Raw genomic sequence first — 1199 nt, forward strand, 5'->3', positions numbered from 1 at the left:
TATTATTCATTTGCCAATCGTTGGCGTTTGGAACCGAAAGATGTTCAAGCCTGGGAGCGGGGTGAACTTGTTGAACCGGTAAAACCGATCGTGTTCTACCTGGACAATACTTTCCCGGAAAACTGGAAACCTGCTTTGCGGGAGGGAGTTTTAGACTGGAACAAGGCTTTCGAGAAGATTGGTTTCAAGAACACGGTTCAAGTTAAAGATTTCCCGACGGATGACCCGAACTTTGACCCGGATAACTTGAAATATTCTTGCATCCGCTATTGTCCTGCCGGGGTGGCTAATGCCATGGGACCGAGTTGGGTAGACCCGACAACGGGCGAAATCGTGAACGCTTCCGTGATCGTGTATAATGATATCGTGAAGTTGGTATCTCAGTGGCGTTTTGTTCAAACCGCGCAGGTTGACGAATCCATGCGCCAGAAAGAGATGCCACAAGAGGCTTTGCACGAGTCTTTGGTTTACGTGATGGCTCACGAGGTAGGGCACACGCTGGGCTTGATGCACAATATGGCGTCTTCTCATGCTTACCCGGTAGATTCGTTACGTTCCGCTTCTTTCACTCGTAAATACGGGACAACACCTTCTATCATGGACTACGCTCGTTACAATTACGTGGCACAGCCCGGTGATAAAGGATTGAAATTGACCCCTCCCGATCTTGGTGTTTACGATTATTACGCGATTAAATGGTTGTACTCCCCGATCGCCGGCAATAAAAGCGTGAAAGAGGAATCAAAGATTGTCGAGCAATGGATTGACGAGAAAGTTGGCGACCCGATGTATCGCTATGGTCAACAACAAGTTGCAAGCATGTATGACCCGAGCGCGTTGACCGAAGACTTGGGGGATGATCCTATCAAGGCTAGTAATTACGGTATCAAGAATTTGAAATACATTCTGCCAAACGTGAATAATTGGATTTCAGATGATGATTTCTCTGAATACCGATTGGAATTGTATTCTCAAATATTGAACCAGTACTACCGGTATATTTCAAACGTCCTGTGCCAGGTGGGTGGAGTTTACCTGAATCCTGTAAAAGAAGGGACCCCGGTAGAGCGTTACCAGCCGGTATCCCGTGATGTTCAACGGGCTTCCATGCGTTGGACTATCAAGCAATTGAGAGATAGCGACTGGTTGAATGACAAAGCTTTGGATCAAAAAATATTCGCCCCGAAATATTCCACGCT

1 protein-coding gene is annotated in these 1199 nt (G+C 46.8%); it reads left to right on the forward strand.

What is annotated here, in order from left to right:
• A partial coding sequence (locus A3CY_RS21000; RefSeq protein WP_018338246.1) for a zinc-dependent metalloprotease occupies positions 1 to 1199 on the forward strand: 1199 nt, incomplete at both ends.

Source organism: Butyricimonas synergistica DSM 23225, assembly GCF_000379665.1.
GTDB classification, from domain to species: domain Bacteria; phylum Bacteroidota; class Bacteroidia; order Bacteroidales; family Marinifilaceae; genus Butyricimonas; species Butyricimonas synergistica.